This is a genomic window from Streptomyces sp. NPDC051310, from assembly GCF_044455245.1.
GTDB lineage: Bacteria > Actinomycetota > Actinomycetes > Streptomycetales > Streptomycetaceae > Streptomyces.
Genome location: NZ_JBITEO010000007.1, coordinates 242598 through 256687, shown reverse-complemented (window position 1 = coordinate 256687; position 14090 = coordinate 242598). Strand labels below are relative to the sequence as shown.

The following is a 14090-nucleotide window of genomic DNA, read 5'->3' as shown; positions in this document are numbered from 1 at the left end:
AGCCGTACATCCGGGGGTGGGGGAGTTGGCCAAGCGCGAGCGCGTCGTGCGCATGTCCGTCGAGCAGCCGCTGTGGCGTGCCCTCACCGCGTACCGCGTCCTGACCATGCTGTACGCGGTGGGCCTCTTCGTGCTCACCCGTGACATGTTCGAGCGCCCCTGGGTGGCGGTCGCCTTCCTCGCCGTGATGTCCGTGTGGACCCTGGCCACCCTGCCCAAGGTGGCGGGCGCCGCCGGCTGCACGAGGCCCTTCCTCGTCGCCGACCTCACCCTCGCGCTCACCGGCATCCTGCTGACGCCGCTCGCCGATGTGGACGCCCAGACGTTCGACGGGTCCACGCTGCCGACCATCTGGACGGCCGGTTCGGTCCTGGCCTACGCCATCAAGGGCGGCTGGCGCTGGGCCGCCTTCGCCTCGTCCCTGGTCGCCGTCGCCAACATCATCGAGCGTGGTGATCCCAGCCGCGACACCCTGCACAACGTGCTGCTGGTGTGGGTCGCCTCCATAGCCATCGGCTACGTGGTGGAGGTCGCCCGCGCCTCGGAGCGCACCCTCGCCCGCGCCCTGGAGATCGAGGCGGCCACCCGCGAGCGCGAGCGCCTGGCCCGCGACATCCACGACTCCGTCCTCCAGGTGCTGGCCATGGTGCAGCGCAGGGGCACGGCGCTGGGCGGCGAGGCCGCCGAGCTGGGCCGGATGGCGGGGGAGCAGGAGGTGGCGCTGCGCACCCTGGTCGCGGGCGGCCTGACCCGCACCTCCCGGGTCTCGGAGGACGAGTCGCAGGGCGCCGTCGTCCGTGAGGTGGAGGAGCCCGACGAGGACGGTGCCCCCACCGACCTGCGCACACTGCTGGCCCCGTTCGCCGGTTCGAGGGTCACCTTCTCGGAACCGGGCGCTCCGGTGCTGGTGCCGCCGGCGGCGGCGCGTGAACTGGCGGCCGCCGTCGGTGCGGCCCTGGACAATGTCCGCAGGCACGTCGGGGAGGACGCCCCGGCGTGGATCCTGGTCGAGGACTGGCCGGACGAGGTGATCGTCACGGTGCGGGACGACGGGCCGGGCATCCCGGAGGGCCGGCTGGCGCAGGCGGAGGGCGAGGGCCGCATGGGCGTGGCCCTCTCCATCCGCGGCCGGCTGCGCGAGCTGGGCGGTACGGCCGATGTGGTGTCGGTGCCCGGGCAGGGCACGGAAGTCGAGTTGAAGGTTCCACGGGGGAAGGCAGGGCGATGAGCGAGCAGCAGCGGATCAAGGTGATGGTCGTGGACGACCACCCGATGTGGCGGGACGCGGTCGCCCGCGACCTGACCGAGGCGGGGTTCGACGTCGTCGCCACCGCCGGGGACGGCGAGCAGGCGGTGCGCCGCGCCCATGCCGCCGGCCCCGACGTGCTGGTCCTGGACCTGAACCTGCCCGCCAAGCCGGGCGTCCAGGTCTGCAAGGAGCTCGTCGGCGCCAACCCCGCGCTGCGGGTGCTGGTGCTCTCCGCGAGCGGTGAGCACGCGGACGTCCTGGAGGCGGTGAAGTCCGGCGCGACCGGATACCTGCTGAAGTCGGCCAGCACCGCGGAGCTGATCGACGCCGTGCGCCGCACCGCGGTCGGCGACCCGGTCTTCACCCCGGGCCTGGCCGGGCTGGTGCTCGGCGAGTACCGCCGGCTCGCCTCCGACCCCGCGCCCGCGACCGGGCCGGACGAGCCCGGGGCGCCGCGGCTGACGGAGCGGGAGACCGAGGTGCTGCGCCTGGTCGCCAAGGGGCTGAGCTACAAGCAGATCGCCGAGCGCCTGGTCATCTCGCACCGCACCGTCCAGAACCACGTGCAGAACACGCTCGGCAAGCTCCAGCTGCACAACCGGGTGGAGCTCGTGCGCTATGCGATTGAGCGCGGCCTCGACGACGCGTAGCCGCGCGTAACTTCCCTACGCCCACCCGGAATTCACCTTTCGTACCATCCCGGAGTGACGCACGTCACCCTTACCGTGGCCGTGTGCGGGCCTGTGCGCCCGTACGGCTCCGTGCGTCTGTGGTGACGGCGAAGGGAACGGTCCATGCGGGTCGGAGTACTGACCGGGGGCGGCGACTGCCCCGGCCTGAATGCGGTCATCCGCGGCATCGTCCGCAAGGGTGTCCAGGAGTACGGCTACGAGTTCACCGGCTTCCGGGACGGCTGGCGCGGCCCCCTGGAGGGGCGCGCCGTGCGGCTCGACATACCGGCGGTGCGGGGCATCCTGCCGCGCGGCGGCACCATCCTCGGCTCCTCGCGCACCAACCCCCTGACGGTGGAGGACGGGGTCCGCCGCATCCGGGAGAACCTCGCCGAGCGCGGGGTGGGCGCGCTCATCGCGATCGGCGGCGAGGACACCCTCGGCGTCGCGGCCCGCCTGTGCGACGAGCACGGCGTGCCCTGCGTCGGCGTGCCCAAGACCATCGACAACGACCTGTCCGCCACCGACTACACCTTCGGCTTCGACACCGCCGTCTCCATCGCCACCGAGGCCATCGACCGCCTCCACACCACCGCCGAGTCCCACATGAGGGTGCTCGTCGTGGAGGTCATGGGCCGGCACGCGGGCTGGATCGCGCTCCACTCGGGCCTGGCCGGCGGGGCCAACGTCATCCTCATCCCCGAGCAGCGCTTCGACGTCGATCAGGTCTGCGCCTGGGTGACCTCCCGCTTCCGGGCGTCGTACGCGCCGATCGTCGTCGTCGCCGAGGGCGCCGTCCCCGCGGACGGCGACATGGTGCTCAAGGACGGGACGCTGGACTCCTTCGGCCACGTCCGGCTCTCCGGGGTCGGCGAGTGGCTGGCCAAGGAGATCGAGAAGCGCACCGGCAAGGAGGCCCGCACCACCGTCCTCGGCCACGTCCAGCGCGGCGGCACGCCCAGCGCCTTCGACCGCTGGCTGGCCACCCGGTTCGGGCTCCACGCGATCGACGCGGTCCGCGACGGCGCCTTCGGCACCATGGTCGCGCTGCGCGGAACGGACATCGTCCGCGTGCCCATCCGCGAGGCGACCGCACGGCTGAAGACGGTCGACCCGCGCCTGTACGAGGAGATCGGGGTCTTCTTCGGCTGAGTCCCTCCGGGCCGGGCGCCCGACGCGCTGCCGTCGGCCGGCGGGCCGGGGGCCGTATATTCGCGACAACCGTGCAGGTGGTGACATACATGCCACAACGCCGTGAACCGGACCCGGAGCCCACCCAGGAGGACACGCCGTGGACACCCTCGCGTTCGGTGTGCAGGCCGACGAGCGGCCGCTGATGGAAGCCGCGTTCGCGGGCCACCACGACCTGCGCTGCCTGGACGTCTTCCTCACCGAGGACACCGTCCCCATCGCCGCCGGGTACGAGGCCGTCTCCACCAGCGTCAACGCCGACCTCGACGGGCGCGTGCTGCGCGCCCTCGCGGCGGGCGGAACCAGGATGATCGCCCAGCGCTCCACCGGCTTCAACAACATCGACCTCACCACCGCCCGGCAGCTGGGTCTCACCGTGGCCCGGGTCTCCGCCTACTCGCCGTACTCGGTGGCCGAGTTCGCCTGGACGCTGGCCATGGCCGTCAACCGCCGCATCGTGCGCGCCGCCCGGCGCACCCGCGACTTCGACTTCCGCCTCGACGGGCTGCTCGGCCGGGACCTGCACGGCCGCACGGCCGGCGTGCTGGGCACCGGCCGCATCGGCGAGGCCTTCGCCCGGATCGCGCACGGCTTCGGCATGCGGCTCCTCGGCTGGGACGCCGTGCGCAACCCGGCGTGCGAGGAGCTCGGCATGGTGTACGTCGACAAGGAGGAGCTCTTCGCCGCCGCGGACGTCATCAGCCTGCACGTTCCGCTGCTGCCCGCGACACGGCACGTGGTCGACGCCGCCGCCCTCAAGGCCATGAAGGACGACGCCATCCTGATCAACTCCAGCCGCGGCGGGCTGATCGACACCGAGGCCCTCGTCGGCGAGCTGCGCGCCGGGCGTTTCACCGGCGTCGGACTGGACGTGTACGAGGCGGAGGCCGGGCTCTTCTACATGGACAAGTCCCTGGAGCCCGTCACCGACGACACCCTCGCCCGGCTGATGACCTTCCCTCAGGTGGTCGTCACCTCCCACCAGGCGTACTACACCGTCGACGCGGTGAACGAGATCATCGCGACGACGGTGCGCAACATCACCGACTACGTGGCGGGCCGCCGCAGCGAGAACGTGCTGGTCCCGCCGCCCGGCGACCTCATCGCCGGCTGACCGCCGACCCCCGCAGCAGCTCCCGCACGATGGCCGCGCCGCGCAGCGTCAGCACCGACTCGGGATGGAACTGCACGCCCGCGAAGCCCGGCCCGCGCAGCGCGTGCACCTCGCCGGTGGCCGGGTCGCGGCTCACCTCGACGCCGCGCGCCGCCAGCTCCGCGGCGGACGCGCCGTCGCAGCGGGCCGTGAAGCTGTTGTAGAAGCCGACCGTCTCCGCTGCGCCGAACAGGTCGATCCGCGCCTGCGCCCCCTGGAACGGCACCCGCTTGCGCACGATCTCCAGCCCCAGCTCGGCCGCGATCAGCTCGTGGCCCAGGCACACACCCATCGTGACGCGGCCCGGAGGGCCGCTCGGAAGCCCGCCCCGGGGAGCGGTGGCCGCGGGCCTGGAGGCCGCCGGCCGCCGGTCGCGTACGAGACCGGCCGCGAGCGACCGCAGCGACCGCATCCTCGGATCGCCCGGATCCCCCGGGTCCCCGGGTCCCGGGCCCAGCACCACCGGCCCCTCGTGCGCCAGTGCCGCCTCCCGCAGCCCCGGCTCGTCGAAGCGCCGCACCGTGACCTCCAGGCCCGTGGAGCGCAGCAGGTGCGCGAGCATCGCCGTGAAGGTGTCCTCCCCGTCCACCACGAGGGCGTGCCCGGCGGCCGGCTCCGCCGGCCGGTCCTGCATGCGCAGCCAGAACGGCGCCAGGTCCGCGCGCCGCGCGTCCAGCGCGGCCCGCACCCGCGGATCGTCCGCCAGCCGGGGCCGTACGGACTCCTCGCGCGGCCGCCCGGGGCGCACCCCCAGTGCCGTCAGGACACCCGCGGCCTTGGCGTGCGTCTCGGCGACCTCACCCGCCGGGTCGGAGTGGCGCACCAGCGTGGCGCCGACGGGCACCCGCAGCTCGCCGTCGGCCGCGATGTCGGCGGTCCGGATGAGGATCGGCGAGTCCATGGTCTGCGTACCGCCCGCGTCCGTGCCGAGCAGGGCCAGGGCACCCGCGTAGTACCCGCGGCCGCCCGTCTCGTGGCGTTCGATCACCCGGCAGGCGTTCTGCACCGGGGAGCCGGTGACGGTCGCCGCGAACATCGTCTCGCGCAGCACCTCCCGGACGTCCAGCGAGGAGCGGCCGCGCAGCTCGTACTCGGTGTGCGCCAGGTGCGCCATCTCCTTGAGCCGGGGGCCGATCACCACCCCGCCCATGTCCCCGACCGTGCACATCATCTTCAGCTCCTCGTCCACGACCATGGAGAGCTCGTCGGTCTCCTTGCGGTCGGCGAGGAAGCGCAGCAGGTCCTCGGGCGTCGGCCCCCCAGCCGGATAGCGGTACGTGCCGCTGATCGGGTTCATCACGACCGTGCCGCCCGACATCCGCACGTGCACCTCCGGGCTCGCGCCCACGAGCGTGCGCTCCCCGGTGCACACGACGAAGGTCCAGTACGCGCCCCGCTCACCGGCCAGCAGCCGCCGGAACAGCGCCAGTGCGTCCCGCCGCCCGAAGCCCCCGATCCGCCCCCGGTAGGTGCGGCGGATGACGAAGTTCGCGCCCTCGCCGCGGCCGATCTCCTCCTCGACCACCCGGCGCACGGTCCGCGCGTACTCCTCGTCCGGGACGTCGAAGCCGCCGTCCTCGACCGTCACGTCGTGGTCGGGCAGCCGCTCCAGAACCGCGGCGAGCGGCAGCTCGTACGACTCGTCGGCGACGAGCACGGATAGCGGCGTCCCGTCGTCCCGTACGTCGAAGCCCCGCTCCCGCAGCTGCCGGAAGGGCACGAGCGCGAGCGCGGGGCGCTCGCCGACGGGGATGTCGGCCAGCCGCCCGGCCTCGTGCACCGCGCCGGTCAGCACCTCGACGGTGTCGTGGTCGCGGCCCGGCGTACGCCTGCGGAGCAGGGCGAAGGCCGGGCCCGACGGGTCGAGCAGCCTGCTGAGCTCGCGGCCGGCGTCGCGGCCGGGAGTGCGGTCGGGGTCGTGGTCGGCGTCCATGGTGCGTTCCTTCCAGGAAGTGGTCCGGCGGAGAGGAACAGCCCGTGAAACGAGAAAAGGCCGCCCCTCGGGCAGCCTTCGCGTGTGTCGGTGTGCGCGCGATCAGTGGGCCGCCGGATGAGCGGTCCACCACCAGTTCCGGATCGTCCGGTTCGTCTGCGCGTACATGCGGCGCACCTTACCCCATGATTTCTTGTCTCATCAGGTGAGCTCACAGATGGACGCATGGGAAGACCCCGTAAGGTTGTGCAGGTGACCGTGAACGCTAAGACCACCGCTACCGGTGGCAACACCTGGCGAGACCTGCCCGCGGCGCAGCAGCCCGAGTACCCGGATGCCGAGGCTCTGCGCGATGTGATCGCGGACCTCGAGGCGTATCCGCCGCTCGTCTTCGCAGGCGAGTGCGACCAGCTGCGCGCCCGGATGGGAGCCGTCGCCAGGGGCGAGGCGTTCCTGCTCCAGGGCGGCGACTGCGCCGAGGCCTTCGACGCCGTGTCGGCCGACCACATCCGGAACAAGCTGAAGACGCTGCTCCAGATGGGCGCCGTCCTGACCTACGCCGCCTCCGTACCCGTCGTGAAGGTGGGGCGGATCGCCGGCCAGTACTCCAAGCCGCGGTCCAAGCCGACCGAGACCCGCGACGGGGTGACGCTGCCGACCTACCGCGGCGACTCCGTCAACGGCTTCGAGTTCACCGAAGAGGCCCGGATTCCGGACCCGCAGCGGCTCAAGCGCATGTACCAGGCGTCGGCCTCGACGCTGAACCTGGTGCGCGCCTTCACCACCGGCGGTTACGCCGACCTGCGCCAGGTGCACGCCTGGAACCAGGACTTCGTGAAGTCGTCGCCGTCGGGGCAGCGCTACGAGCAGCTGGCGCGCGAGATCGACAACGCGCTGAACTTCATGAAGGCGTGCGGGACCGACCCGGCGGAGTTCCGCACGGTCGAGTTCTTCGCCTCGCACGAGGCCCTGCTGCTGGACTACGAGTCGGCCCTCACCCGGGTCGACTCCCGGACCGGGCAGCTCTACGACACCTCGGGCCACATGGTGTGGATCGGTGAGCGCACCCGCCAGCTCGACGGCGCGCACATCGAGTTCGCCTCGCGGATCCGTAACCCGATCGGCATCAAGCTCGGCCCGACGACCACGGTCGACGAGGCCCTGACGTACATCGACCGCCTCGACCCCGAGCGCGAGCCGGGCCGGCTGACCTTCATCGTCCGGATGGGGGCCGACAAGGTCCGCGACAAGCTCCCCGCGCTGGTCGAGAAGGTCACGGCGTCCGGGGCGACGGTCGCGTGGGTGACCGACCCGATGCACGGCAACACCTTCGAGGCCGCCTCCGGCCACAAGACGCGCCGCTTCGACGACGTGCTCGACGAGGTCAAGGGCTTCTTCGAGGTCCACAAGGAGCTCGGCACCCACCCGGGCGGCATCCACGTCGAGCTGACCGGTGACGACGTCACCGAGTGCGTGGGCGGCGGCGACGAGATCTTCGTCGACGACCTGCACCAGCGCTACGAGACCGCCTGCGACCCGCGGCTCAACCGCAGCCAGTCGCTGGACCTGGCGTTCCTGGTGGCGGAGATGTACCGGGACCAGTGATCGGCCGAAAAGGGCCTTGACGTGAAGGTGGGGCGCGGATCCATGTGATCCGCGCCCCATCGTCGTTTCCCCGCCTTTTGCGCGACGGGGCGCCGGGGTAAGGTTAGGTTAGCCTCACCGATCAACGGGATGGGGTCGCAACTACAGAGCCCGATCCCGACGATCCCCGCAGGAGGTGAGCCGCGTGTACGTCTGCTCGTGCTTCGGCGTCACCGAGAAGCAGGTCAAGGCACACGCGGACGCCGGCGCCTGCACGCCTCGCCAGATAGCGTCGGCCTGCAAGGCCGGCACCGACTGCGGCTCCTGCGTACGCCGCATCCAGGCGATCCTCGGGCGGGGCAACTGCCCGCGCCGGGACCTGGTGGACCAGGGCAAGCCGGCCCTCGCGGCGGACGTCACCGCCGAGGCCGTGGAAGTCGCCGAAGCGGCCTAAAGCCTGTTTTCCGGATCCGGCGGGCCTAGCTCTCCGGCTGCTCGATCAGCTGGGCGATGTACAGCGCCTCACCGAGCTTGTCGATGAGGTCCAGCTGGGTGTCGAGGTAGTCGATGTGGTGCTCCTCGTCCGCCAGGATCGACTCGAAGATGTTCGCCGACGTGATGTCGCCCTTGGTGCGCATCACCTCGATGCCGCGCTTGAGGCGGTCGATCGCCTCCACCTCGACCTGCCGGTCCGCCTGGAGCATCTCCGTCACCGTCTGGCCCACCCGGACGTGGAAGAGCCGCTGGTAGTTCGGCAGCCCGTCCAGGAAGAGGATCCGGTCGGTCAGCACCTCGGCGTGCTTCATCTCGTCGAACGACTCCGCCCGGGTGTACTTCGCGAGCTTCGTCCACCCGAAGTTCTCCTGCATCTTCGCGTGCAGGAAGTACTGGTTGATCGCCGTCAGCTCGGCGGTCAGCTGCTCATTGAGGAACTCGATGACCTCGGGGTCGCCTTGCATCGCAAAGGCTCCTTCCGCGCGTGTGAACGGGGCAGATGCCGCGCATCCTCGCACCGCCCGCGTAGGTCGTCCAGTAAGTGGAGGCTTAGTAGGAGTTGCCCGAAAAGGCCTCCCGGCGCCCACTTCCTGGTCATGACCACCCTTCCCCGTCTGTCACCATTGAGTCATGGGTCAGCCAGGGAGCGAGGAACACCGGACAGCAGGGGAGTCCGAGCTTCCGCCGGGGCAGCGGCTGCAGCGCGGCTGGCCGGTCACCCATTACGGCCCCGTCCCCAAGTTCAAGCCGGACCGCTGGGAATTCCGTGTCTTCGGTGCCACGGCGGACGGCGACAAGCACTGCTGGAACCACGAGGCGTTCTCCGCCCTGCCGTTCTCCACGGTCGTGGCGGACCTGCACTGCGTGACGAAATTCAGCATGGTGGGGGCCGAATGGGGTGGCGTCCCGGCCCGGACGATCCTGGAGCTGGCCCCGCCGGCCGAGCGCGTCACCCATGTCATGGTGTGGGCCGAGTACGGCTTCAGTGCGAACATGCGCCTGGCGGACTTCGCGTCGGACCGCACGATTTTCGCCACCCACAAGGACGGTGAGCTGCTCACCGCCGAGCACGGCTTCCCGCTGCGGCTGATCGTGCCGCACCTGTACGCCTGGAAGGGGCCCAAATGGGTCCGGGGCGTGGAGTACATGACCGCCGACCGCCGCGGCTTCTGGGAGGAGCGCGGCTACCACAACATCGGCGATCCCTGGCGGGAGCAGCGGTACTCGTACCAGGAGGAGCCGGGGGACGGCCCCGAGCTGTAGGGCCGCCCTCCCGGTACTCTCCGCGTACGCCTTCTCCCCGTACGTCTTCGACCCTGCACGCCTTCACCGCATACCCCTCCGGGGTGTGTCAGTGGTGGTACTGGTGGACCACCGCGTGGCCCTTGCCGCGCCCGATCATCCACTTGTTGACCGGGGTGGTGATCAGGAAGGCGGCGAACAGGGCGAAGGCCAGGGCCGCCCAGAAGAAGGCGTCGGTGATGTGGGCGTCCATGGCTCCCGGCCAGAGGGCGAGCACGCCGTTGTCGATCAGCTCCATGACGGCGATCGAGAGCGTGTCGGCGGCGAGGGCGACGCGGAAGGCGGTCCGGAAGTCGACCCCGGCCCTGAGGATGCCGCGCAGGGTGAGCGCGTAGCCGAAGGTGAAGGCCAGGGCGATGGCGAGCGCCATGGTGGCCATGTTGTTCCAGCCGAGCGCGGTGCCGATGACCATGCCGAGGACCTCGCCGATGGCGCAGCCGGTGAGGCAGTGCAGCGTGGCCCGGGCGGCCATGGCCCAGCCGGCCTCGCCGCCGGGGCTGTGGTGGTGGTGCCGCCCGTGACCGCCGTGGTGGTGCGGGTGCCCGGCGTGGACCGGGGGCTGGTGTCCTGCGTGGCCGGTGCCCTGGGGTCCGGCGTGGTCCTCGCGCCGGCCTCCGGCGTGGGCCCGGTGCTCCGCGCGGCCGTGCGGTGCGAGGTGGCCGTGGTGCTCGTGGCCGGTGTGGCCGTGGTGCTGCATGGGAGTCCCCCAACGTCCGGTAGCGGTTCCTGTCGACCACAGGGAAACCGTATACCCCCTGGGGGTATTCCCGAGCGGGCTGCCGGGCAGCGCGTCACCGGAGTTTCTTCAGCCGCTCCACATCCGCCGCGTGGCCTTCCTTCCCGCCGGGGGTCTCGATGACCAGCGGTACGCCCTCCGTCGCCGGGTGGCGCATCAGCTCCCGGAACGGGTCCTCGCCGATGTGGCCCGCGCCGATGTTGGCGTGGCGGTCCTTGTGGGCGCCGGCCACGTCCTGGGAGTCGTTGGCGTGGATCAGCTTCAGCCGCCCCTCGCCGACCGTCTCCACCAGCAGGTCGAGCGTCTGGCGCATGCCGTGCTCCCCGGTCAGGTCGTGCCCGGCCGCGAAGACGTGGCAGGTGTCCAGGCAGACACCGAGCTTGGGGTGGGAGTCCAGCGCCTCGAAGTACGGGCCGAAGTCCCATGTCCGCGAGCAGAGCGAGGAGCCCTGCCCGGCGGTCGATTCCAGCAGCAGGAACGGGTCGTCGTCGTGCGTGAGCTCGTCCAGCAGCGGCAGCATGTGCGTCCGCACCTGTGCGAGGGCCTCCGTGCGCGGGCGGCCGCCGGTCGCCGAGCCCGTGTGCACGACGACGCCCAGCGCGCCGATCTGCCGGGCGCGGCGCAGGGAATGGCGCAGGGACGTCACCGAGTGCGCGACGGTCGCCTCGGTGTGCGAGCCGAAGTTGATCAGGTACGGGGCGTGGACGTAGGCCGGTATGCCCTCGGCGGCGCACTCGGCCCGGAACCGTTCGTCCTGCGCCGGGTTGCCGACGGGCGTCGCCCAGCCCCTGGGATTGGCGACGAAGACCTGCACGGTCTCGGCGCCGAGCTCACGGGCGTACGCCAGGCCGGTCGTGGCGAGGCCGCCGGCCACGGGGACGTGGCCGCCGACGGGGTTGCGCATGGGTGGTCAGATTCCCTTGGTCTTGATGGTGATGGTGCTGCCCTCGGGGGCCCGCCCGCCGCCGGGCACGGACTGGGACGAGACGGTGTCGCTCAGGAACGGGAAGGCCTTGTCGACCTCCACCCGGAAACCGGCCGACTCCAGCGCGCGCCGGGCATCGTCGATCTTGTCCCCGACGACGTCCGGGACGTCGGCCATCCGCGGCCCCTTGGAGACGGTCAGGGTGACCGTGTCCCCCTCGGCGGCCTGCCGCCCCCTGGCGGGGGACTGCCGGGCGACGCTCCCCGCCGCCTCGGGCGAGTGCACCCGCTCGGCGGCGACCTTCACGGTGAAGCCGGCGTCCTCCAGGGTACGGGTGGCGTCCTCGACCCGGTCACCGGTGACGTCCGGTACGGCGACCGGGGCGCCCTTGCTGACGACGAGCGCCACCGCCGAGTCCGGGGACCGCTGCGTGCCGGGCGCCGGATCGGTGCTGATCACCGCGCCCCGCTCGATCTCCCGGCTGAACTCCCTGGTGATCACGCCCGGCGCCAGGCCGAGGCCCGCCAGCTCGCGCTTGGCCTCGGCGAGCGGCTTGCCCTCCAGGTCCGGGACCTTCACGGTCTCAGGGCCGCGCGAGACGGTGAGCGTCACGGAGCCGTTGCCGCGGATCCGCTCACCGGGGGCGGGGTCCGTGGCCATGACGGTGCCGCGCTCGTAGGCGCCGCTGAAGTCCCGCTTCACCTGCTCGACCTCGAGGCCGGCGTCCGCGAGCCGCTTCTCGGCCTGCGCCTGCGTCTGGCCGAGGACCGTCGGGACGCGGGTGAACTGGCCGGAGTTGATGTACCAGACGCCGGCGCCGGCGCCCAGGACGAGGAAGACGGCGACGAGAGCGGCGATCAGCCCGCGGCGCGGGTTGCGCACCACCGGCCCCGGCCCGACCGGGGCGGGCGGCGGGGGCGCGGGGGCCTCCAGACGGCTGGTGTGCTGCACCGCGTCCTGCGGATCGGGCGGCGGCAGCGGCCGGGCGATCACGCTCGTCACGTCGTCCGCGCCGGCCCCCTCGCCGTCGCCGTCCCGGTCTCCGGCCCGGTCCGCCGCGGGCGCGTGCTCCTGCGGCGGGACCAGGTCCAGCTGCTCGTCCGCGAGCGCCGCCCGCGCCTCGCGGGCCTGCGCCAGGAGCGCCACCGCGTCGTGCGGACGGACCTCGGGGTTGCGGGCGGTGGCGCTCGCCACCAGCTCGTCGAGCTCCACGGCCAGCCCCGGCACGGCGGCCGACGGCGCCGGAACGTCCGCGTTCAGGTGCTGGTAGAGCACCTGCGCGGGCGTGTCGCCGGAGTGCGGCTTGGCGCCGGTCAGCATCTCGTACAGGACGACACCGCACGCGTAGACGTCGGTACGCGTGTCGGCCGCGCCGTGCTCGATCTGCTCGGGCGCCAGGTAGGAGACCGTGCCGAGGACGGACCCGGTGGTGTTGGTGGCGGCGCCGACGGCCCGTACGAGACCGAAGTCGGCGACCTTGACCCGGCCGTCGTCCCCGATCAGGACGTTCTCCGGCTTCATGTCGCGGTGCACGAACCCCGCCCGGTGCGCCGCCCCCAGCGCCGCGAGGACCGGCTCCAGGATGTCGAGCGCAGCCCGCGGCCGCAGCGCGCCGCGCTCGCGCAGCACGTCCCTGAGGGTGCACCCGGCGACGTACTCCATCGCCAGGTAGACGTACGCCCCGTCGGCGCCCTGGTCGAAGACGCCCACCACGTTCGGGTGCGACAGCCGCGCCACCGACTTGGCCTCGCGGATGAAGCGCTCGACGAACGTCGCGTCGGTCGCGAGGGCGGGGTGCATCACCTTGAGCGCGAGCACGCGGTCGAGCCGGGTGTCCACGGCCCGGTACACCGTGGCCATGCCACCGACGGCGATGCGGTCCTCGACTCGGTAGCGGCCGTCGAGCAGCCGGCCCGCGAGCGGGTCGTGCAGGGTCGTATCCACCCGCCCGAGTCTACGAGCCCGCACCGACCCCCCACCGCCCCGTACGGCACCCCCGCACGACTGCATCCGACCTGTGACACCGGGGCGGACCAGGCGCGGAGCCCGGCGTCTCAGAACGCCGGGCGCTCCGGGTCCAGGGCCGCCCGGCCCTCGGCCGGCGACGACGCCTGCGCGAAGTGGCGCCGCGGGATCCGCCCCGCGCGGTGTGCCAGGCGCCCCGCCTCGACGGCGTGCCGCATCGCCTCCGCCATCAGCACCGGCTCCTGCGCCCGCGTCACCGCCGACGCCAGCATCACCGCCGCGCAGCCGAGCTCCATCGCCAGCGCCGCGTCCGACGCCGTACCGGCGCCCGCGTCCAGGATCACCGGCACGCGCGCGTGCTCCACGATCAGCTGGAAGTTGTGCGGGTTGCGGATGCCCAGGCCCGATCCGATCGGCGAACCCAGCGGCATGACCGCCGCACAGCCCACGTCCTCCAGCCTGCGCGCCAGGACCGGGTCATCGTTCGTGTACGGCAGGACCGTGAAGCCGTCGTCGACGAGCGTCTCCGCCGCGTCGAGCAGCTCCACCGGGTCGGGCAGCAGCGTCCGCTCGTCCGCGACCACCTCCAGCTTGATCCAGTCGGTGCCGAGGGCCTCCCGGGCGAGGCGGGCGGTCAGCACGGCCTCGCCGGCCGTGAAGCAGCCGGCGGTGTTCGGCAGGACGCGGATGCCCAGCTTGTCGAGGACGGACAGGACCGAGCCCTGGACCGTGGGGTCCAGGCGGCGCATGGCCACGGTCGTCAGCTCGGTGCCGCTGGCGACGAGGGAGCGTTCCAGCACGTCGAGGCTGGGCGCCCCGCCCGTGCCCATGATCAGCCGGGAGTCGAAGGTGGTCCCGGCGATGGTCAGACGGTCGTCGGCCATGT

Annotated in this window: 14 protein-coding genes; 7 read left to right on the top strand and 7 right to left on the bottom strand. The window is 72.3% G+C overall.

Going from position 1 to position 14090, the window contains the following annotated elements; translation table 11 throughout:
• Window positions 1-25: 25 nt before the first annotated feature.
• The 4 genes from macS (at window position 26) to ACIA79_RS13345 (ending at window position 4225) form a co-directional block, all read left to right on the top strand.
• A complete protein-coding gene (gene macS, locus ACIA79_RS13360; protein ID WP_399428337.1) occupies window positions 26-1228 on the top strand; it encodes a MacS family sensor histidine kinase in 1203 nt (400 codons plus the stop codon).
• A complete protein-coding gene (locus ACIA79_RS13355; RefSeq protein WP_399428336.1) occupies window positions 1225-1899 on the top strand; it encodes a response regulator in 675 nt (224 codons plus the stop codon). The genes macS and ACIA79_RS13355 overlap by 4 nt, the downstream gene beginning before the upstream one ends.
• A gap of 144 nt (window positions 1900-2043) precedes the next feature.
• A complete protein-coding gene (locus ACIA79_RS13350; protein ID WP_399428335.1) occupies window positions 2044-3072 on the top strand; it encodes a 6-phosphofructokinase in 1029 nt (342 codons plus the stop codon).
• A 139-nt stretch (window positions 3073-3211) separates the two neighbouring features.
• Entirely contained in the window at window positions 3212-4225 is a 1014-nt protein-coding gene (locus ACIA79_RS13345) for a 2-hydroxyacid dehydrogenase (RefSeq protein WP_399428334.1), read from the top strand.
• On the opposite strand, the gene ACIA79_RS13340 is transcribed toward ACIA79_RS13345, so the two are convergent.
• Together ACIA79_RS13340 and ACIA79_RS13335 are read right to left on the bottom strand one after the other, a co-directional pair.
• A complete protein-coding gene (locus tag ACIA79_RS13340; protein WP_399428332.1) occupies window positions 4212-6197 on the bottom strand; it encodes an anthranilate synthase family protein in 1986 nt (661 codons plus the stop codon). The two genes, ACIA79_RS13345 and ACIA79_RS13340, sit on opposite strands and share 14 nt — an antisense overlap.
• A 102-nt stretch (window positions 6198-6299) precedes the next feature.
• Entirely contained in the window at window positions 6300-6365 is a 66-nt protein-coding gene (locus ACIA79_RS13335; protein WP_399428383.1) for a trp operon leader peptide, read from the bottom strand.
• Between the two features lie 90 nt (window positions 6366-6455).
• Here ACIA79_RS13335 and ACIA79_RS13330 point away from each other — a divergent pair, with 90 nt between their 5' ends.
• Both ACIA79_RS13330 and ACIA79_RS13325 read left to right on the top strand, forming a co-directional pair.
• On the top strand, window positions 6456-7802 hold the full coding sequence (locus ACIA79_RS13330) for a class II 3-deoxy-7-phosphoheptulonate synthase (RefSeq protein ID WP_399428382.1): 1347 nt from the start codon (window positions 6456-6458) through the stop codon (window positions 7800-7802).
• A 175-nt stretch (window positions 7803-7977) separates the two neighbouring features.
• Window positions 7978-8235, top strand: coding sequence for a bacterioferritin-associated ferredoxin (locus ACIA79_RS13325; RefSeq protein ID WP_399428331.1), 258 nt, complete (start codon window positions 7978-7980; stop codon window positions 8233-8235).
• Between the two features lie 25 nt (window positions 8236-8260).
• Here ACIA79_RS13325 and bfr read toward each other — a convergent pair whose 3' ends face one another.
• On the bottom strand, window positions 8261-8740 hold the full coding sequence (bfr, locus tag ACIA79_RS13320) for a bacterioferritin (protein WP_399428330.1): 480 nt from the start codon (window positions 8738-8740) through the stop codon (window positions 8261-8263).
• A gap of 166 nt (window positions 8741-8906) precedes the next feature.
• Between bfr and ACIA79_RS13315 the strand changes: the two genes are divergently transcribed.
• Window positions 8907-9539 (top strand): sulfite oxidase-like oxidoreductase, encoded by a 633-nt coding sequence (locus tag ACIA79_RS13315; RefSeq protein WP_399428329.1) that lies wholly within the window; start codon window positions 8907-8909, stop codon window positions 9537-9539.
• An 88-nt stretch (window positions 9540-9627) separates the two neighbouring features.
• Here ACIA79_RS13315 and ACIA79_RS13310 read toward each other — a convergent pair whose 3' ends face one another.
• The 4 genes from ACIA79_RS13310 to ACIA79_RS13295 all read right to left on the bottom strand — a co-directional run bounded on the left by ACIA79_RS13310 (window position 9628) and on the right by ACIA79_RS13295 (window position 14088).
• Complete coding sequence (locus ACIA79_RS13310; protein ID WP_399428328.1) at window positions 9628-10275, bottom strand: DUF4396 domain-containing protein; 648 nt, start codon at window positions 10273-10275, stop codon at window positions 9628-9630.
• Between the two features lie 94 nt (window positions 10276-10369).
• A complete protein-coding gene (locus tag ACIA79_RS13305; protein ID WP_399428326.1) occupies window positions 10370-11218 on the bottom strand; it encodes a deoxyribonuclease IV in 849 nt (282 codons plus the stop codon).
• Between the two features lie 6 nt (window positions 11219-11224).
• On the bottom strand, window positions 11225-13183 hold the full coding sequence (gene pknB, locus ACIA79_RS13300) for a Stk1 family PASTA domain-containing Ser/Thr kinase (RefSeq protein WP_399428325.1): 1959 nt from the start codon (window positions 13181-13183) through the stop codon (window positions 11225-11227).
• 110 nt (window positions 13184-13293) lie between these two features.
• Window positions 13294-14088 (bottom strand): thiazole synthase, encoded by a 795-nt coding sequence (locus ACIA79_RS13295; RefSeq protein ID WP_399428324.1) that lies wholly within the window; start codon window positions 14086-14088, stop codon window positions 13294-13296.
• Between the last annotated feature and the right edge of the window lie 2 nt (window positions 14089-14090).